The 20,875-nt window shown below is 39.1% G+C and carries 12 protein-coding genes; 7 read left to right on the top strand and 5 right to left on the bottom strand.

Annotation, left to right across the window (positions count from 1 at the left end; translation table 11 throughout):
* Window positions 1-276: 276 nt before the first annotated feature.
* From AABB81_RS05475 to AABB81_RS05445, 7 genes are all read left to right on the top strand, one after another.
* The gene (locus AABB81_RS05475) at window positions 277-1,284 is read left to right on the top strand and encodes a helix-turn-helix transcriptional regulator (protein WP_342159152.1); all 1,008 of its coding nucleotides are present in this window, start codon (window positions 277-279) and stop codon (window positions 1,282-1,284) included.
* Between the two features lie 179 nt (window positions 1,285-1,463).
* The gene (locus AABB81_RS05470; protein ID WP_342159151.1) at window positions 1,464-2,465 is read left to right on the top strand and encodes a sugar phosphate isomerase/epimerase family protein; all 1,002 of its coding nucleotides are present in this window, start codon (window positions 1,464-1,466) and stop codon (window positions 2,463-2,465) included.
* A 21-nt stretch (window positions 2,466-2,486) separates the two neighbouring features.
* Entirely contained in the window at window positions 2,487-3,629 is a 1,143-nt protein-coding gene (locus AABB81_RS05465) for a Gfo/Idh/MocA family protein (protein ID WP_342159150.1), read from the top strand.
* A gap of 22 nt (window positions 3,630-3,651) precedes the next feature.
* Window positions 3,652-4,386, top strand: coding sequence for a 3-keto-disaccharide hydrolase (locus AABB81_RS05460; RefSeq protein WP_342159149.1), 735 nt, complete (start codon window positions 3,652-3,654; stop codon window positions 4,384-4,386).
* 280 nt (window positions 4,387-4,666) lie between these two features.
* Entirely contained in the window at window positions 4,667-6,178 is a 1,512-nt protein-coding gene (locus AABB81_RS05455; RefSeq protein ID WP_342159148.1) for a Gfo/Idh/MocA family protein, read from the top strand.
* Between the two features lie 122 nt (window positions 6,179-6,300).
* Entirely contained in the window at window positions 6,301-7,104 is an 804-nt protein-coding gene (locus AABB81_RS05450) for a 3-keto-disaccharide hydrolase (RefSeq protein ID WP_342159147.1), read from the top strand.
* Window positions 7,105-7,152: 48 nt separating this feature from the next.
* Window positions 7,153-8,442: a 3-keto-disaccharide hydrolase gene (locus AABB81_RS05445; protein WP_342159146.1), complete on the top strand. Its 1,290-nt coding sequence runs from the start codon at window positions 7,153-7,155 to the stop codon at window positions 8,440-8,442.
* An 87-nt stretch (window positions 8,443-8,529) separates the two neighbouring features.
* Here the strand turns inward: AABB81_RS05445 and AABB81_RS05440 are convergent, their stop codons facing one another.
* Genes AABB81_RS05440 through AABB81_RS05420 form a run of 5 tightly spaced genes read right to left on the bottom strand, consistent with a single transcriptional unit; the run spans window position 8,530 to window position 20,720 of the window.
* Window positions 8,530-9,423, bottom strand: a complete 894-nt coding sequence (locus tag AABB81_RS05440; protein ID WP_342159145.1) for a GyrI-like domain-containing protein — start codon at window positions 9,421-9,423, stop codon at window positions 8,530-8,532.
* Between the two features lie 10 nt (window positions 9,424-9,433).
* A complete protein-coding gene (locus tag AABB81_RS05435) occupies window positions 9,434-10,759 on the bottom strand; it encodes a vanadium-dependent haloperoxidase (RefSeq protein ID WP_342159143.1) in 1,326 nt (441 codons plus the stop codon).
* Between the two features lie 10 nt (window positions 10,760-10,769).
* Window positions 10,770-14,048: a VCBS repeat-containing protein gene (locus AABB81_RS05430; protein ID WP_425287326.1), complete on the bottom strand. Its 3,279-nt coding sequence runs from the start codon at window positions 14,046-14,048 to the stop codon at window positions 10,770-10,772.
* Window positions 14,014-17,361 (bottom strand): VCBS repeat-containing protein, encoded by a 3,348-nt coding sequence (locus AABB81_RS05425; RefSeq protein ID WP_342159141.1) that lies wholly within the window; start codon window positions 17,359-17,361, stop codon window positions 14,014-14,016. Before AABB81_RS05425 ends, AABB81_RS05430 begins: the two co-directional genes overlap by 35 nt.
* Before the next feature lie 17 nt (window positions 17,362-17,378).
* Entirely contained in the window at window positions 17,379-20,720 is a 3,342-nt protein-coding gene (locus tag AABB81_RS05420) for a VCBS repeat-containing protein (protein WP_342159140.1), read from the bottom strand.
* Window positions 20,721-20,875 lie beyond the last annotated feature (155 nt).

Here is a 20,875-nt window from a genome sequence, read left to right as displayed (position 1 = left end):
AAGATGCACTATCTTTTAATGGTTGCTTCGTTTTTTTACAATTTGATAAAAAAACCAACATTAAGACACTAATTGTGATATTCAGAAGTGCTTTCATAAGAAATCCTCAAACCTGTTCTTTTAGCAAGTTAGGATGGTATATTTTCTTTTCTACAAAATTCCTGTAAAGTTTTACAACATATATCAACAGGCCAAAAAATCTGATTTTCAAAATAATGTTGTAAAATCCAAACCAAATCAATTACTTTGTGAATTGGAAATGTTCAAAATACTTCAGTGAAACACAGTATACATGAAATAGAACCCTACAGGGCAGAAGGAATAGTGTATCATGCTGACACCTGTCAGCCTCTGATCGATGCCGTTTCCAGAGAAAAGTTAAAATTTAAGGCCCTTGCCCGATACACCTACCCGGGAGACCGGTTAACTGAAGATACACTTGGGTTAAACTCTATAGGCTACTGGAATGCAATGGAACCTCAGGATTGGGGGCTGAACTGGCATCGAAATGAAGGGATTGAAATTCATTTTTTGGAATCTGGCTCAATGCCTTATTCTCAAGAGAACAAAAAGACTGACCTTTTGCCTAATCACCTTACCATTACGCGCCCCTGGGAGGCTCATAAAGTTGGGAACCCTGCCATAGGAATGGGTAAATTTTATTGGGTCATTATTGACCTGGGAATAAGGAGGCCCCATCAGGAATGGGTATGGCCCGAATGGATCATGATGACTCAAAATGACCTTAGCAGGTTGACAAAAATCCTCAGGCAGGACGATCAATGGCTATGGCAGTCAAACAGCAGGATCAGAGAGTGTTTTTATAAAATCGGAACAGCAGTTGATCGTGATGTCGAGGGGAGCAGTGCCTCTAAAATCCGATTACTGGTCAATGAATTGTTAATTTTATTGTTGGAATTGGTCGATTCAAAAGAAGTGGTATTTAATGAAGCGCTGACCGACAGTTCGAGAAGCGTCAAATTGTTTCTGGGCGAACTGGATAAGAATTTATCCGAAAACTGGACCATAGAACGAATGGCAGAATCGGCAGGTGTGGGGCTTACAAGATTCACCTATCATTGCCGTCAGTTGACAAACACTACACCGATGAGGTACCTTGCCATGAAAAGGATAGAAATGGCGAAAGGAATATTGAGTAAAAACCCTGAACTTAGTGTGGCCGAAGTGGCCTATAGTTGTGGTTTTGCAACCAGTCAATACTTTTCGACTGTATTTAAGAGACAGGAAAAATGCACGCCACTGGAGTTTAAAACGAATGTTTGATATTTAGTTGAAAATTTATGATACAGACGTTTCATCTTCATCTTTGCCCTATATACAAGAAGTTAATATAAAACAGTTTAGGGTTCATATTGTATAATTTCTTTCACTGAATAAAAACACACATTAATCAGTGAATTATCCATTACATTCACACTCACAAATCCAATAAATTTTTAAAAATGAAAAAAGCAAATATAATGGTAAAAGGATCTTACCTGTTGATGGCAATTTTGATGTTCACATTTTTTAGTTGTGGAAACAAACAAAAAGAAGCTACTCCTGATGTAGTTAATGAGGAGGTAGAAGAAGTTAAGGAACCCTTTTTTAAATTGTCTTTGGCACAATGGTCGCTTCATAATGCCATTCAGGAAGAGGGAATGAGCCCTTATGATTTTGCTCAAAAAGCCAGTGAACTTGGGTTTGAAGGCATTGAATATGTGAGCCAGTTATATACTGATGAATTGAAAAAGGATGCAGACCCAAAAGTAGCCATGGACATGATGCTAAAAATATTAAAGGAAAAGAGCGAAACATATAATGTAACCAATGTTTTGATCATGGTAGACGAGGAAGGGGACCTGGCGACATTAAACGAAGAAGAACAGGCTCAAACGATAGAAAATCATAAGAAATGGGTCGATGCTGCCAAATTCTTAGGTTGTCATTCGATCAGGGTGAATGCTCATGGCGTAGGAACTGCCGAGGAAGTTGCTGAAGCTGCAGTCAAAGGTTTAACAGCTTTGTCGACCTATGCAGCTACGCAGGGAATAAATGTATTGGTTGAGAATCATGGCGAATACACTTCCAATGGGCAATGGTTAGCCGAAGTAATGGCCAGGGTAAATATGCCGAATTGCGGCACCTTGCCTGACTTTGGTAATTTCTGTATGACAGAAGGGTATGGGTCGATCAACAGTGAAGAATGTGAAGATCCTTATGATATTTATAAAGGTGTTGGTGAGTTGATGCCTTATGCAAAAGCGGTGAGCGCTAAAAGTTATGACTTTGACGAAAATGGGAAGCAGCCAAAAATCGATTATACCAAAATGTTACAGATCGTAAAAGATGCAGGTTATAAAGGTTTTATTGGGGTAGAATACGAAGGGGAAAATCTATCTGAAATTGACGGGATCAATGCTACAAAAAAATTATTACTTGACTCGGCTGCGAAGCTCAAATAGCCCATCTACTTGAAAAGCGATATGAGTGTAAAAATCAGGCTGGGTATTTTAGGCGGTGGAGGTGACTCCCTAATCGGTGTGCTGCATCGGGTAGCTTCAAATATGTTTGACCAGTATGAGATTGTAGGGGGTGTTTTTAACCCAGTATGGGAAGAGAACATAGGTTTCGCTAAAAAAATTGGTATCCCTGCCGATCGTATTTACAAGGATTTTGACGAATTGGTGAGTGAGGAGGTCAGGTTGCCCGAAAATAAGCGGATGCAGGTGATTTCGATTCTCACCCCTAATTTTCTTCATTTTCCAATGGCAAAAAAACTATTGGAAAACGGTTTTAATGTTATTTGTGAAAAACCATTGACCACCTCATATAAGGAAGCGCTTATATTAAAGCAAACTCAGGATCTTTCGAATTCTGTATTTGCGGTAACTTATACCTATACCGGTTATCCGATGGTTCGTCAAATGAGAAAAATGATCGAAGAAGGGCAATTGGGTAAGATTCAAAAAATAGATGTTCAATATTATCAGGGATGGATCAATCCTGTAATTCACGATCCGGCAAAAAGAGCGGCAACATGGCGTTTACAGCCAGAAAAGTCCGGGATCAGTTGCTGTATTGGTGATATTGGAACCCATGCCTTTGACATGATTGAATTTGTATCAGGCTTGCATATTAGCAAGGTGCTTTCAGATTTAAATTACCTGTATGAAGATAATAAAATGGACGTCGACGGCACTGTCTTGATCCGCTGTTCTAATGGAGTCAAGGGTGTCATCAGGGCCAGTCAGATTGCCACGGGTGAAGAAAATAGTTTTATAGTAAAAATATACGGCGAAAAAGCCGGTGTAAAATGGGAACAGGAAAATCCTAATTATCTGTTTCTGTTGGAAGACGGGCAGCCATTAAGGATACTTAAACCGGGACATGCTTACAACAGTGACTTGTCATTGGGGGGAACAAAATTACCTCCCGGACATCCTGAAGGAATATTTGACGCGATGGGTAATATCTATAAAGGGGTTGCAAAAGCCATCAAGTGCGAGCCCTATGACCCGGGAGAATTTCCAACCATAACCGATGGAATAAGGGGAATGAATTTTATAGAACAAACCGTTGCATCGAATGCAGAAGGGAATGTTTGGAAAACTTTGGATAAGTTATGATCGAATAAATGAACACATCAGCATGAGAAAATATATAATTCTAATGTCAGTCATTGCGCTGGTCTGGGGGTGTAAACAAAAGGACAAGGCTTCTGAAGGAATCGAACAACGTACAGAGGTTGTTACCGAAGATGCATGGACCCATCTCTTTGACGGCAAAAGCTTTGACGGCTGGCATACCTATTTAACAGATACGATTTCAGATCAGTGGAAGATTAAGGACGGGGTCATGTACTACCTTCCCGATCCGGACCAGAATCAGGGTATGAACAACCTGATTACAGATAAACAATATGGAGATTTTGAACTTTCCCTGGAATGGAAAATCTCTGTAGATGGTAACAGTGGTGTTTTTTACGGCATACTTGAAGATGAGAAATACGTAGTTCCCTATATGACGGCTCCCGAAATTCAGATAAGAGATTATACCAATATTCCTGAATTTAACGATAAGAAGCAAATGTCAGGGGCGATTTTTGGCATCACAGGGCCCGAAAAGGATCTGATGCATAAGGCAGGCGAATGGAATCATTTCTTGATTCGTATTGATCATAAGAACAATAAAGGAAGTGTAAGTCTTAATGGGAAGGAGATTGTATCATATCCGGTAAACGGTGAGGCTTGGGAGGCACTTGTCAATGATTCGAAATTTAAAGGCTGGGAGAATTTTGGAACTCAGAGAAAGGGTCATATCGGGCTTCAGGATCACGCTCATGGGGTTTGGTTCAGAAATATAAAGATCAGGGAGTTGGAATAATATTCTCTTGTGTCGATGGCGCCATGTGAAAGGGAAGAATACTGGCTGCTAAAGGGGCATATTTCTAATTCAGAATCAAAGATTTTTAAGTATAAGTTAGTATATTTACCTTTTGCGATAAAAAAAACAAGATAATGTCACCTTAAGGATCAGATAGTTGGTATGAGGATGATATTTTTTCAGGAGGTTTTCATTAAATTTCGCCTGAGCATAAATCAGAATTTAAAATAAACACATATAGATCACCGATTTTTTCTAATTAATTAAGTTTTATAATATTATGAGTAAGAATGATAAAAAGAGTTCAATTTCCAGAAGGGATTTTGTAAACCGGACCCTTGCCGCAAGTGCGGCTTTTACCATTGTGCCCTCGTTCGCTGTAAGTGGATTAGGTCATATGGCACCAAGTGATAAATTAAATATTGTCGGCGTTGGTGTTGGGGGTATGGGATTAGCAAACCTCAGGAATTTAACATCACAAAACATTGTGGGCTTATGCGATGTTGACTGGAAGTATGCCAAAGGTGCCTTCGATGAATTTCCAAAAGCTAAAAAGTACTGGGATTGGCGTAAGATGTATGAAGAAATGGAAGATCAGTTTGATGCAGTAGTCATTGCAACAGCAGACCATACACATGCCATCACAGCTGCCCATGCCATGACCATGGGAAAACACGTATACCTTCAAAAACCTTTGACACATTCTGTTTATGAATCAAGATTATTGACCAAACTGGCTGCAACTCACAAAGTGGCGACTCAAATGGGTAATCAAGGTGCTTCAGGTGCCGGTGTTGCTGAGACTTGTGAAATTTTGTGGAGTGGTGCTTTGGGAGACGTCGTAAAAGTAGAATCTTTTACTGACCGCCCAATCTGGCCTCAGGGATTAAACACACCTGAAACTGTAGATCCGATTCCTGACACTTTGAATTGGGATTTGTTTACAGGGCCTGCAAAAATGCGTCCGTTTAATGAGGTTTACCATCCATGGAACTGGAGAGGTTGGTGGGATTACGGTACTGGAGCTTTAGGAGATATGGCTTGTCATATACTTCACCCTGTATTTGAAGGTTTAAAATTAGGTTATCCTACAAAGGTTCAGGCGAGTTCGTCTTTATTGCTGAACGATTCTGCTCCTGTGGCTCAGGCAGCCAAATTAACCTTCCCTGACAGAGGAAGCGTTGGTAAGATAAAATTACCTGAGGTAGATGTTCATTGGTATGACGGTGGAATTAAACCTGAATTACCGGATAACTGGCCAGCAGGTAAGAATCCAAATAAAAGCGGTGGAGGTACTTACTTCTATGGTACAAAAGATATTCTTCATACAGGCTGTTACGGTGTCGAGCCGGAATTGTTATCAGGTAAAAAAGTGACTCCTGCAAAAACAGAACGACGCGTGGAAGAAGAAACAGGATTGGCCTGGAACAAAGGTGCACATGAAATGGACTGGGTTAGAGCTTGTAAAGAAAGCCCGGAAAACAGAAAACCCTGTACTTCAGATTTTGCTGAGGCAGGTCCGTTTAATGAAATGGTGGTTATGGGTGTGTTGGCTGTTCGTCTTCAGGATCTCAACAAGACGCTTGAATGGGATGGTGAAAACATGAAGTTTACCAATATTGGAGCCGATGAAAAGATCACAAATATCATCAAAGATGGATTTGAAATTCATGAAGGGCATCCAACCTTTAAAAAGGATTATACCGACCCAATGAATGCACGTGCCTATGCTGAGGAATTGGTTAAGCATACGTATAGAGATGGCTGGGAATTACCACCAATGCCTAAATAATAAATGTTATACAGCATGAAATACTGAGCTTTAGTTTTGAAGAATTAACTTCAAAAATTTAAGGTTCAGTATTTTACAATAAGATTAATAATTAACTTAAAAACGAATAAAATTCAAATAAAATGAAAAAAAGAATTTTTGTAATTGCCATTGGAATCGCAACAACTGCATTTATGGTGAGTTGCGGAGGAGGTGCCAAAAAGGAAGCACCTGCAGAAGAAGTTGTTGAAGAAGTTGTGGAAGTTGTTGAAGTAGCTGCTCCTAATACCCTAACAGAGGCAGAGAAAGCAGATGGTTGGATGTTACTGTTTGACGGAACATCGTCAACGGGTTGGAGAGGTTATAACCAAGAAACGTTTCCGGAAAACTGGAAAATTGTGGATGGTACCCTATATTGTGTTGCATCCGGTCGGGGAGAAGCCGGGGCAGAAAACGGAGGGGATATAGTTTATGATAAACCCTTTGAGAATTTTAAGCTAAAGCTTGAGTGGAAAATTGGAGAGGGAGGAAATTCAGGTATTTTTTATCTGGCGCAGGAAGGAAAGGATAAAATTTGGAGAACAGCTCCAGAAATGCAGGTACTGGATAATGAGAGACACATTGACGCCGAGTTAGGGAAAGATGGAAATCATAAGGCAGGATCGTTGTATGATCTTATACCGGCCAAACCACAGAACACTAAACCGGCAGGGGAATGGAATAGTGTGGAAATTCTTGTTTATAAGGGAACTGTTATTCACAGACAAAACGGTGAACAGGTTGTAGAGTATCATTTATGGACACCTGAATGGAATGAAATGATCAAAAACAGTAAATTCCCAGAGTATAATCCTGATTGGGCAAACGTTGCTAAAAAAGGATTGATTGGGCTTCAGGATCATGGAGATGATGTTTGGTTCAGAAGTATCAAGGTTAAAGAAATGTAATCTTTTCTTTTGAAACTTAAGAAAATTAATAACAACTAAAATTCATTTATGAATAAGATATTTATGCTGCTTGCGATTATTGTATCAATTGTTGCCTGTAAAAATGAAAAGAAACAGGACTTGGTAACTGTAGACAAACCCCAGGGTATTTATGAGGCTATTTTTATTGATGTGAATAACACAATGATTCCGGATGATGTGGATAAAAACATTTTAAAGGAGACCCGATTGCTTAGAAATTTAAACTTGACAGACCCTGATCAGTTTTGGGGCGACAAACAAAATTTTTATGCTTATGGGATGGGAAGTCTCGATATAGAGGAAAAAGGAACTTACTATTTCAGGCTTAACAGTGCTGGTAAGATTTTAATGAGATTAAATAACAAGGAAATTGTTAAGGTAGAGGATACAGACAAGAAACAGGTCAATGAAGGTAAAATGTATCTTGATTCAGGCCCAACCATTTTTGAGTTTGAGTATTTTCCCGGAAACATGGATCCTTATCTTGTTCTGGAATGGTCAAAAGATGGAGAGAATTTTGAAGTGGTTCCTGATAATGTTTTCAATAATTTAGATGCGCTGACGGTGCATCCTTGGGAAGGGGAAGAAGAATCAACGACAGTTGCCCGCCAGGCGGACAATAGCCTGTCGGACGATGAGATTAAGGAAGGATGGAAATTATTATTTGACGGGAAAACAACTAATGGATGGCATACATATAACAAACCTGGTACCATCGGAAGAAAGTGGAAGGCCGAAAATGGGGCTTTGGTTTTTGAAGGCAGAGAAAGGTTTGAGTTTTATGTCGCAGGAAGAAAGGTTGAAATAGGACCTGTGGATAAAGTACAAGATGGTGGTGAAGACATTGTTTCTGATGAGTCGTATGAAAACTTTGAGCTCAATCTGGAATGGAAAATATCAAAAGCAGGAAATAACGGATTGTTTTACACTGTAAAAGAAGATCCAAAATATGATGAAATTTGGAAGACAAGCCCGGAAATGCAGGTTATGGATAATGAAGGTCACAGAGATGGACTTATTTACAAGCATAGAGCTGGAGATCTTTATGATTTAATAGCTGCTGACCCCGTGCGTGTAAAACCTTTTGGTGAGTGGAATAAAGTACGAATCATTAAGAAGGAAGGTAAAATAGAGCATTGGCTCAATGGTACCAAGGTAGTAAGTTATGATATAAATTCTGAAGAATGGAATGACATGATATCCAAAAGTAAATTTTCAGAATTGGAGGATTTTGCCAGTCCTGGGCCTGGTAAAATTGGTTTCCAGGATCATGATAATGAAGTGCATTATAAAAATATAAAGATAAAGGAGTTATAAACTTTATTTCCTTAAACAAAAAAGCCTCTGCACATGTGCAGAGGCTTTTTTGTTTGAAACAGTTTTTTTAATTCTTAAAACCTATAATCAATTTTCGATGATTGGCAAATATACTTCAGTGGTCCACAGAAGTTCATCGCCTCCCATATTCGGATTATTTTGAAACACCTCAAATGGTTTTTGTTCAAGTTTGATATTGTTTTTGTTTGCATAGTCCAACAAGGCATACCAGGCTCGGTCTGACGTGATATAGTTTCCGTTATAAATAGCCTTCAGGGCTTTTTTTCTGTTGATTTTTTTGAAAGCAATCTTTGGATGTTGAAAGGATGAATCATTGTTTTTCACAGGATAACAAAAATCGTATTGAATACGATCATTCTTCATGTCCCAGTTATTAACAGAAATAAAGGGTCTCCCGTTCAATTCTATATTGTTGGCAAGTAAAGTGCCGCTTAATAAGGTAAAGTTTTTCATCATGCCCAGGGCTTTTTCTATCTGCCGGCATTCTATACTGATATAAGCGCAATACGTTTCTTTAATTTCAGATTCACCTTCAACTTTTACTGTAAACCTTGAAATATGCTCATTTAATTTATCAGAGAACTCAACCATGCTGTTTTTAACCCTTTTTTCAAAATCTGTATGCGAAAATGGGTGGCTTAGCTTGTTCATAAAACTGTGGTCTAGATCAGTAACATAAACTTTAACGATCGATGTTGAATCACTAATGGGTTTAATTTTATACTGATATAAAAATGTCGAATCACGGTAAGGAACGGTTTGTTTAAGCACTGAGATATCCTCTGTACTCTCAATTTTGGCTCCTTCGAGTGAAGTATTCCACAATTTAAGGCTTTGATTAATGACTCCGGGAATGGTCTTGGCTTTGAAGGTTACCAAATAGTCATAAGGTTTTATAAACAAGTACCAAACCAGGAACCCCGATAATAACACACTAATTAATACGATACTTTTTTTCAAGAGATATTTTTTAATTAAACATATGTAAATTTTCAACCACAAAACCGCCAATATTCCTGCCTTGCTCAATACCTACTTCAACGGCTGCACGATAGTGAATCCCTCCGTACATTCTGCTAATGGCAGCTTCGTTCGCGGCTTCATTGAAAGATTTAAATTTTCTCACGGGTAAGCCATAGGGCAATTCGGTATCATCGTCAAATTCGAAATTATCACCGAAAATATCTGTTAAGGCAACTGCGGCAGCACCCGAAGCCACTGAATGACCGCTTACGTATTCAGGAAAAGGAGGTGTTTGCAATACAGGTTTCCATGACTCATCAATATATTGATTAATCAGGGTTTCAGGCCTGATCAGGTTACTGCGGTATTTTTCATCCCAACAACTAATAAATGCATCAGCTATGGCCACAGAAGTTTTGGCATAGGCGTGAACCGTGTCGTCAAAATCGTAATTGCTCTGTCTGCAGGCAATCTTGGTAATGCCGATCCAGTGGGCTCCTGGTGTGATTTTTTTTGTCGCAAACATCAGGTGGCCGCGCGATACAGAAACATAGGGGTTACAATCCCAGAATTGGGCCATGGCCACTTCTTCAGATTCATCTCCGCTTTTGGTAATCTCATTACTGATATCGTATACTTCTTTCAGTTCTTTATAAAAATCAGAATCTTTCTCCATACTGAAAGGTGGTGGAGGCACTGGTTTAAACTGGGCGGCAGAATCGATTACAAAAGGCCTTATTTTATTCCAGTGAGGTTCTAAACCATCCATATAGGAGGGGGGCGTGGGTTGCCATCTTGAAGGATCTTCAGTATCTACTGAAAACTTCGACATGGTTCTCGTTTGTTTGTAATTATCCTGATCCATCCACCAATAAATATGTGCTGCAACCTGAAGGCCATAGGTCTTGGATGCCTTAAATTCATTTGAATTTTTCTTTTCCCAGACTTCGTACAGGCTATCCCTGTAAACCTCGATAATTTCTTCTGAAAATATGAGTCGTTTGTTAAGGTCCATATGGGCAATCAAGGCAGCGAGCTGAAAATTGATGGGTTGATCGGCAGGAGGCTCAGGAATTGGAGTTAGACCGGTCAATTGGTTTTCAAGAGATCGGTATGTATCATTATTTTTTGCAATAATTTCGTAGGCAGCAATACTCGGATACGCAAAAACCCTGCTTGCCACTGGTGGAGAAAATATATCATGTACCATGATTTCTCCTACCTTATCTACAGAGTGATGAAAATCTTCTGCTGTAATTACAATGGGCTCACTTTTTTTAGAGCAGGCAGCTAAAATGCTTAAGCTTAGTAAAAGGAATAATAGGTGTTTCATTTTTGTCAGTTTAATAATTTTTAAGATCGTATACTTCGGTCATTCCGCTATTGACGGTTACCAGCAAGTAGGGTTTGTTTTTTAATGTAATGATATTGAGTTGCCGAACAGCTTTTTCGGTAAAGTCAAGCCCAATTTGAAACCCAAGTTGCATATCAGTTTCATTTTTGATCAGTGCTCCCGAGAAAGAGTCAAACCTGCCATGAAAAGGTTGCACTCCAAAATAATTTCCTGCCGCAAGGACTTCATTTTGACCGTCTTTGTCGAAGTCAAAACTGCAAAAAGACGTAATGGGTGAAACTTGCATTTTGACAGGGAATGGAACAAATATAAATTTTCCCTGTTCATTTTTTAAATACCCCGAATGCAAATCATCAACGCTTAGAACTTTTGCCTCTTTTAAAACACTTTTATCAAATATTTGCTCCATTGTTTTTCCCGCAAAATCCTTGTAGCTGGTATATTTTCTTCTAAACCTGACCATTTGTCCGCTTAACTCGTCTAAACCGGGCAGCGGATAATATTTTCCGTCTTTTTCGATGGCAACAATGGTTTCAGTTTTTCCATCCTGATCAAAATCATGATAATACATCTTCATGGGATAAGTCGCGCTTGACTTAAACTTTGTGTTGGTTCCCCAGTTGCCCAAAAGAAAATCAAGATCCCCGTCCCTGTCGATATCAAAAGGGTAAATTTTCTGCCAAAGGCCGTTTAGCGATTGATCCATCAACGTTGTTTTTTGCAAAAGGCCTTGATTGTTTTTAAAAAAAGTTGGCTCCATCCATTCACCTACCACAATGAGATCGCTAAGACCGTCTGAGTCAAAATCAGTCCAGACGGCATCTGTTACAAAACCCACGTTTTTTAGTTCCGGCTGTTCCTGTAATTCAAACTGTCCATTGTTATTTATAAGCAGATATGATTCAGGAATTTTTCCAAATTCGTTGGAAACCACATGGCTGCCCACAAAAAGGTCCAAATCACCGTCCTGATCAATATCATGTGCTTTAATGACCGATGCGTTTCCAAAATAATCGGGCAATTGGGCCTTGAACAAGGCTGTGTCATTTTGGATCAGGTAGCTGTCTTGAAGAGGTTTTGTGTTGATGTGAAATCCTGCCCCCCCTGACCCTACAAAAAGATCATGTTTTCCATCACCATTAAGATCAGCAATGATAGCCGAGACATCCTCTTTGAGCGAATCGTTCAGAATGTCGGGTATAATTTGTTCACTAAAAACAGAATCCTTCTGTATATAGACCTTTGAAGGGTTTCCATTAGATCCTCCGATAAAAATATCCGAAAGCTGATCATTGTTTAAATCACCTACAGCCGTTGCCGGTCCGCGATCGGAAACCTTATAAGGAATTAACTTCTGCCGGTTAAAATCGTTAAATCGATTTTCTTTATGTTCATAAGAAATACCTAAATTATTTTTTGTTTTGGCAAATAGAAGTTTGTTTTTTGGCTGAAGTTGGGCGTAGTCGAAGGGGACTGTATTTTGAGGTTGAAGCACAAGGCTTTGATTGACAGGAACATCAGTCAGTAATTGGGTGCTACGGTCGGGCCATATCACGCGAATTGAATCTATTTTGGTGGTGTTTTGATAGCCAAAATGAATCAGGGGTTCTGAAGATGACTGGAAGCCTCTGCCGGTATACAATTCTTTGTACTGAAGCTTTCCCTGGTGATAAGACAACACCTTGGTTCCTATACCCATAGTATTCGGCGCTATATAGTCGAATTTTATTTTGAGATAATTGGCTTTGTTATTGGTCTTGTTGATATATAAAGAAGCAGGGTCATTAATGTTGTTGATCACGATGTCCAGATCACCATCGTTGTCAAGATCTCCAATGGCTGTGGCCCCTGAGATCAATGAATCTTTTACGGTCCAGTCTCCGGATTTATCTTTAAAAATGATATCATCCCCACCTTTAAAAATGTAATTATGGCTTTTGCCCGAAGGCATCATATCAATGGCTTCCTGATCAACAAGTCGGGAATTGTTAATTTTATTTTTGATCTGGTCGCTGGATATAAATTTGATAAAATCAAGATTATTGGGTCGTTTTGGAATACCATTTGAGATAAACAGGTCTTGCTCTCCATCCTGATCATAATCGGCAAATAAACCACTCCAACTCCAGTCTGTCGCCGCTACTCCGCTAAGCAAGGCAGTTTCAACATAATTGCTGTTGGGCTGGTTGATATGCAGCATATTTCTGGTAAACTGATAATGGTACCCGTATTGTTTTACTCTGATATCAAGAATTTGCAGGCTTTCATCACCGTCTGATGATTTTAAAATGGTTTCGTCTTCAGGAAGCATATCCAGTGAAAGAATATCAGGCCAGGCGTCATGATTGATATCGGCCGCGTCATTCCCCATGGAAAACCGGGTCGTATGGCCAAAATAATCTTTGAGCTTTTCTGAAAATGTTCCATCACCGTTATTGAGGTAGTAATAATCATCTTCGTGAAAATCATTGCTCACATAGATGTCGGGATATCCATCCTGATTAAAATCGGCTACGGCAACACCCAGTCCATATCCGTTAACGCCGCCATATATACCTGCAGTTTCACTTACATCCGTAAACACCCCGTTGTCATTTCGCATCAGCTTGTCTCCGGTTTGATAATTTCTTTTTTCCCTTAAATCGGATCTTCCAAAAGACTCCTGGGTATGGACAGCGTGATTCAAGATATAGATATCGAGGTCGTTGTCTAAATCAAAATCCAGGAAAACGGCTGATGAACTGTAGGACTCTGAATCGAGACCAAATTTTTCGGCACTTTCGGTAAATGTAAGATCCCCGTTATTGATATATAATTCATTAAAACCATTGAAACCATTTAGTCCCACAACAGCACAAACATAGATGTCTAAAAGGCCATCTCCATTCACGTCCCCCATGATTGTTCCTGTGTTCCATGTACTGTTTCCGGCAATATTGGCCTTTTCTGTAATATCCTCAAATTTTAGATTTCCTTTGTTGAGGTAGAGGCGGTTTTTAACCTGGTTTCCGGTAAAAAACACATCTGTTAAACCATCATTATTGATGTCTCCCAAGGCGACGCCACCTCCATTGTAAAAGTATAAGTAATCCAGGATGTTAAGATCGTCCGTTTCGGTGATGGTATTCACAAAATCTATTCCTGTTTGATCGGCAGGAGGATTTTTAAATAGCTCTCCTTCTTTTTTACTGCAGCCAAGTATCAACAGAAAAAGCAAAAGGCCAACAGGATGTCTATTTTTCAATTTTATAAATCTTAGGTTTATCATCGTTTATTGCTGTAATGATATAAATATTGTTGTTTTTATCTTTGAACTGTCCAATGTGTTTGATTTCATTCCTAATATAGAAGCCACTGGTATTGTATTGTTGCCACTCGAAATCCATTTTTCCGTTTCCAAGTAAAACACTTCCGTAGTTTGCATCAATTCTTGAGTATTGTGGCTTAAATTCAAAATTATTACCGCCAAGTATCAAATCTAGATTTCCGTCATTATTCAGGTCAGTACAAGTGATCCCGCAAACACAGGACAACTGTACCCAATTGGGTAAATTTTTAACCTTAAATTTTCCGCCTCCTTCGTTAATGGCAATAATTGATTCACCTAAGGTTGTTTTGTTCATAATTGATTTTTCAAAAACTTCTTTGGGGAATAATTCATCAATACTTCTTCTTGCATACTCCGATGCCTTTAAGTTTTGCTTTTTGAGGGAAACCATTTGGGTGGTGAGCTCCTTCTTCATGTGAATAGGATAATCTTTACCATCTATATTTCTTGTTACAATTTGTTCAAAAGTTCCGTTATTGTCGAAATCATTGACCCACATTTTCATGGGCTTATCAGCCTCAGTTTTATACAGCGTATTTAATCCTTGATTTCCTAAAATAAGGTCTATGTCGCCGTCGTTGTCCAAATCTGCACTTTCTACTACATTCCACCAGCCATGAAGTTCTTCCAAGTCACTGGATAATAAAGATAAACGCCTGCCACTATTTTTATAAATACGCGGAGTCCCCCAATCGGAGACAGTAATCAAATCCATTTTCTGGTCGTTATTGATATCTGCCCAAATGGCATCCGTAACCATGCCTGCATTTTTTAAATCATAGGCCAGCCTTTCGGTAGCATCAGAAAAAGTACCATCTCCGTTATTCTCTAAAAACAGATGGTTTGGATCGAGGCCATAAACACCGACAACACTTCTCGAACCCACGAATACATCGATGTCACCATCATTGTCAAAATCGTTGGGACTGATGACCGAGATGTTTTTAAAATTGGAAGAAAGGCTAGTACCGGATTTTGTAAAGGAACCTTTTCCATCGTTGAGGTATAACCTGATCTTATAGTTTTTCTCTTCTCCAACCTGATTTCCTCCAGACCCTGTCATAAGGTCCAGGTCTCCATCACCATCTGCATCAAAGAATGATGCGGCGGTATCTTCATAGATAATATCCAGTTCAAGAGCCTTTTGTATAGTAGTTTCAAGCTGCCCGTTTCCCTGGTGAAGATAGATATAACCGGGTTGATTTTTCGCCCCCCCTATAAAGATATCCTCATTTCCGTCTCCATCAAGATCTCCAATGGCCATTGCGGGCCCTTCCTGAGAAATTTTTCTCGAAATAAGGCCTTCAAAATCAAAATCATTATAGCTATTTTCTCTGTGAGACTCAAGCTTGTCATTGGGTACTTCATTGAGTAATTTTAAAATTTTTGTTGTGTTCTCAGCAAGGTATTTTTCTTTGGCATCACGCTGATCGAACGTAAGAAATTGATTGGTCTGGACATTTTCTAACTTCACTGTTTGATCATCTGGCCAGATCACGCGAAGAGAATCCAGGGTTTGGATAGTTCCCAAACCTATTGTCATCACATAATCCATAGATGATTGAAAGCCTCGCGATGGGATTAATTCCTGGAGAATGACAGAATTCTGATGATACAGTTTTACTTTGGTACCCACTGCAAAAGGATTTTTCTGATCACCATTAAATTTTAATTTGATATAATTATGATCGCTCAGGCTGTCTGAATTGTTCCTGTAAAGAAATGATTTCATGTTTACATTGTTGATCACCAAATCTAAATCGCCATCGTTGTCAAGATCTCCATATGCAGCTCCATTTGACAAACTCGGAAGGTCAAATCCCCAGTTTTTGGTTTCATTGCTAAACGTAATATCATGATTGTTTCTATAGGCATAATTTGCCTGAGGTGCGATGGGCATTTTATTGATGATTGAATCAATGGCTTCTTTTTTACCTGTAAGCGCCATGTTTTGAATGATTTCATTGGCAAAAAAATCGACAAAATCAAGATCTGTGAGATCATGATTGACACCATTTGTAACAAAGATGTCTCGAAAACCATCATTGTCCATATCAAATAACAGACCGGACCAACTCCAATCTGTGGCAGAAACTCCGCTGTAATTGGCAATTTCAGAATACGATCCGTTACCGTTGTTTAGCTGTAGTGTATTTTGGATATATTGTTGGTGAAAATCTTTACTCTGCTTGAGTTTAAAAATATTGTATCCTTCAAACTCCATGACTGATTTTACGCGTTGATCTCCTTCAGGAAGCATGTCGGTTATGAAAATATCAGCCAAGCCGTCATTGTTTATATCGGCCATGTCTACTCCCATAGCAGAGAGGCATAAGTGGGATGTCCAGTTTTTAATGTCTTCAGTAAAAGTGCCGTCCTGATTGTTGAGGTATAAATAATCCCGCTCATAAAAATCATTTGACACATAAATATCGGGATACAAATCATCATTTACGTCGCTGATCATGACGCCAAGGCCAAAACCGATAAGACTTCCATAAATCCCTGCTTTTTCGCTGACATCTGTGAATACTCCGTTTTTATTCTCAAGCAACATATCCCCAACGCCTTTGAATATATCGGGCACTCCCTGCCAGTCTTGTGCCCTGACCTGTCTTTGTTCTGCATAACCAAGGGAACTCACGGGAATATTGCTATTGTTAAGAATATAAGCGTCAAGATCACCATCTTTATCATAGTCAAAAAAGGTGGCATGAGTACTGAAACCCGTATGAGCTAAATTATATTGGGTAGCAGATTCGGTAAATGTAAGATCACCGTTATTGATATACAGGTCATTATCATGATTGTTGCCTTCCATGTTCCCCGCATTGCTCACATAAATGTCCAACAAGCCATCTGCATTGATATCAGCCATAGTTACGCCTGTTGACCAGGGTTTGTTACCTTTAATGCCTGCCTTTTCTGAGATGTCTTCAAACTGAAAATCTCCCTTGTTTAAAAACAATTTATTGGGGCCCATGTTCGCTGTCATATATATATCTGCCAGGCCATCGTTATTGATATCTCCAATGGCTACCCCTCCGCCGTTATAGAAATTTCTATATTTGAATATATTGAAATCTTTTTGATTAACAATTTCATTCATAAAATCAAACCCGGATCTTTCAGGAGACATCAGGGTAAATAAGGCAGGAGTATTGTCTGTCGCGACATCATCCAGCTTGTTCCCCGTCTCGCATGAGTAGAAATAGAGGGTTAGTATCAGAAACAGCACTGTTAATTTTTTCATGTGAAATATGTTCTTTTTTAGTTATTAATTTTTAAGAATAGAGGTGACGCATTATTTAAGGCAATGATCAGGTATTTTTCGCCATTTATTTCTATCTCTTTAATGTCTCTTGCCTTTCCTGATATATTTGGACAAATACCATGATCTGTTTCAAAGGACCCCTTAGTGTCGTTGATGAGGATCATTCCGTGCCCGGCATCTAATCTTCCGAGTTGGGTACTGATACCATGGTCATTTCCACCTATCAGGGCATCCGCAAATCCATCTTGGTTAAAATCATTGATATAGATGGTTTTTACCGATGATAATTGTGCTAAAAAGGGCAGTGAATGCATTTGGAATTGACCATTACCCGTATTTTCAAAGTAGCAACTCGAAAGCTCATTGACTTCCTTCCTAAGGGCTTTCTTTAGTATTTTATGATCAAATAGCTGCTTAAAGGATGCCTGGGCGAAATCAGTATAAGACAAATACTTTTTGTTAATGGATGGAAGCTGTTTTGCAAGGTCATCTTTTGAAGAAAAAACGGTTTCGACGCCTTCCTGATAATAGGTGAGAATGGCCTCTTCTTTTTCATTCTGGTCGAAATCGGCAATATAGAGTTGCATCGGATGTTTGACACTTGCCTTGAGTCTGGTATTGAGCCCCCAATTCCCGGCTATAAAATCCAGGTCACCGTCTTTGTCAAAATCGGCAGCCCGAACGGAGTTCCACAATCCGGAGGTATTTTCCAAATTCCAGCCTGAATCAAGGACCAGTCCTTTTTCTGAATTTAAAAAAATACGAATCGGCATCCAATGACCAACAGCAATTACATCAGGTAAATCGTCATGGTTAAGATCTACAATTTCGAGATCTTCAATCAATCCGATTCCTTCAAAAGACGAAGCTTTTAGGGTAGTTTGGTCAATAAAATTAGCCTTGCCATCGTTGTAAAGCACATAGTTTTTGGCTGATCGACCAAACCTTCGAGGTACTGCGTTTGAACCAATAAGCAAATCCAGATCCCCATCCTGATCCAAATCTGCAGCTTTTACCACAGAGGCATTTACTTCAATAGCCGGAAAGTTGGCACTCAGCTTAAAAGTTCCGGCTTCGTTCAAATAAAGCAGAGGCCGTAACCCCTGACCTTGAAGATATTCATTTCCTCCGGAAACGACTAGAAGATCCGGGTCCCCGTCATTATCAGCATCAAAAAACAGGTTATCGGTCTCTTCATTGTCTTTGTGCTGATCAAAATCAGCCTGCTCAGAGACATAGAATATTGAATCCCTGTCCTGAAGAAACAGCTGGCCGGATTGTTTTTTCCCTCCGCCGATATACACATCCGTTAAACCATCCCTATTGATATCAGCAACAGCTATTTTTGGCCCCTCGGCTCCTTTTGAATAAGGAATCAAAGGTTCTCTTCCAAATTCATAAGAAGGTGATTCATGGTGTTGAAAGTTCATGGATATGTGGGAAGGGGTCAGTGAAGTTGGTTTTTTTACCCCATCACTTATGGTGCTTTCTGAAGCCAATTGATGGTCTAAAACTAAAGTTGATCCCGCTTTGATGTTTTGAATATGCTGAAATCGCCCCCCCGGCCATACAACCATTAAAGAATCCACACCGTTTCTGACACCTATCCCAATGGTTAATTCAGGGGCTATAGCCGACAAATAACCTCTTGAGGTATAGTTTTCAAGATAAATAGACAAAGTGTCTGAAACGAGCTTTATTTTAGCTCCGATACCCATGGTATTTTTTTCAGGGCCTTTAAATTTTATTTTTATAAATCGATTTAAAGATTCATCCGATTTATTCTCTAAAACGAATGCTTTGGAATTAACGTTGTTCACGACAAGATCCTGATCGCCATCATTATCTAAATCAGCGTAAATACTTCCGTTGCTAAAAGAAGGAAGCTCCTCAAACCACTTCGCGGTATTATTGGTAAAACTGAGATTACTGTTATTTTTAAAAAAATAATTCGATAATTTGCGGCTTGGCAATTGGTCGGAAAATCGGAGTGCTTTTTCCTTCATACCTTTTCCCAGCTGTTCCTGAATTTTTCTGTTGGCTATAAAATTAATAAAATCCATGTCGTTTGTGGCCCCGAGAATTCCGTTGGTAATATATACATCTTTATAACCATCATTATCCAGATCGACAATTAAAGGTGACCATGACCAGTCTGTGGCCGAAATACCCGAGGCAAAGGCTGTTTCCTGGAAGTATTCTCCCTGGTTATTGCGCAAGAGCATATTTTGCATGTATTGCGGTCTGTATCCATTTTTGAGATATTGCTCATAAACCTCGTTATTGTATTCTCTTCCGGATGTTTTATATGATTTTAAATCTTCAGGGAGCATATCGAGTGAAATAATATCCGGCCAGCCATCATTGTCTATGTCTGCAATATCATTTCCCATAGAAAAATGACTGGTATGGCCTACGTAATGCTCATCAGCTGAAATGACCTCCTTAAAGGTTCCGTCTTGTTGGTTGATGTATAAATAATCGTTTTCAAAAAAATCGTTGCCCACATAGATATCCGGATATCCGTCATTATTGAGGTCACTCACCCCCAGGCCCAAACCATACCCGATTCTTCCCTGGTAAATTCCGGCATTTTGACTGACATCCACAAACTTGCCCTCCTGATTTTCAAACAGCATGTCTCCTGCAACTGAATCAATTTGCTGGCGTGAACTTCCTTTTCCATAAGTTCTGTTTGGATATACAGAATGATTGAGAAGATACATGTCGAGATCACCATCGAGGTCATAATCAAAGAAATTTGATTGAGTTGCAAAACTCGAAATGGCCAGATTATATTTTTCGGCTTCTTCTGAGAAATATGGAATGGAATTTTCATCAAGGCCTTGATTGATGTACAACAGGTTTTTTCCGGTGATGGACTCAAATTGCCCCACTTTGCATATATAAATATCGAGAAGGCCATCATTGTTGATATCGACAAGGCTTACCCCGGTTGTCCAGCCTTGGTCATTTCTTATGGAGGCAGGAATCGTTATATCTTTAAATTTTAGTGCTCCTTCATTCAAGTAAAGCCGGTCAGCAATTTGATTTCCCGTAAAATAAAGATCGATCAAACCATCATTGTTAAAATCTCCTGAGGCAACGCCTGCGCCATTGTAATAATAGATATAAGTAAGTATGTTCAATTTCAGGCTTGGATCCAGTTGATTTTTAAAATCAATACCAGAATTTTTTTTCAAGACAAATAGGGGAGCAGTGCGCTGTTTGCAGGAACCGAATAATATCAACACAACCAAGGAGGCTATAGTGATAAAAACAAACTTCCTTCCGTCGAAAACAATATGGTTTAAGAACTTGTAAATTACGTTATTCAAAATTGTATTTTCTAATTTAATTGATCCGTGTGCATTCTGATCAATTCTATTTTTTAGTTGTGCAATAGTATGAAAAAAAGCCAACTACTGCCGGCTTTATTTTTATAGAAGACTCAAAATAATCTATGAAATTTCGGCTAAATTAGGCCATTAAT

Origin of the sequence: Lutimonas vermicola, from assembly GCF_038433205.1 — a bacterium.
Classification (GTDB): Bacteria; Bacteroidota; Bacteroidia; order Flavobacteriales; family Flavobacteriaceae; genus Lutimonas; species Lutimonas vermicola.
Note: the sequence above shows the minus strand (reverse complement) of the source record. Positions and strands in the feature narration are given on the sequence as shown.